At 63.1% G+C, this 440-nt stretch carries 1 protein-coding gene; it reads left to right on the top strand.

What is annotated here, in order from left to right; all coding sequences use genetic code 11:
• Positions 1-15: 15 nt before the first annotated feature.
• The coding region (locus AC1DIX_RS27885) for a hypothetical protein (RefSeq protein WP_477328596.1) at positions 16-440 on the top strand (425 nt) is incomplete at its 3' end.

Here is a 440-nt window from a genome sequence, read left to right as displayed (position 1 = left end):
GTGCGGATCATATCGTTGAATGCCTGGGGCGGCAAGATCTACCAGCCGCTGATCGAGTATCTCGCCACCGCGGGTGCGGATGTGCTCTGCCTGCAGGAAATCACCCGCTCGTCAGGTGTCACGGCGGACTGGCTGGAATATCGCRACGGCAGCCACATCCTGCCGCAGCGTCCCAATCTCTTCGATGATCTGAAGGCCGTTCTTCCTGAGCATGACGGCTTTTTCGCCCCGGCGACGCGCGGCGAGCTGTTCGATGGCGATCGCGCCGTCACCTCGGAATTCGGCCTTGCCACCTTCATCCACCACGCCTTGGCGATCACCGGCCAGGCGGCGGATTTCGTCCATGGCAGTTTCTCGCCAGATGGATACGGCGCCCATCCGCGTGCGCGCAACGCCCATGTCTTCAGGCTCTTCGACTATGCCACGGGCCGCACCGTGAC

It is taken from the genome of Massilia sp. 05N420 (assembly GCF_056397205.1).
The sequence above is the reverse complement of the archived record's forward strand: the minus strand, read 5'-3'. Positions and strand labels throughout refer to the sequence as shown.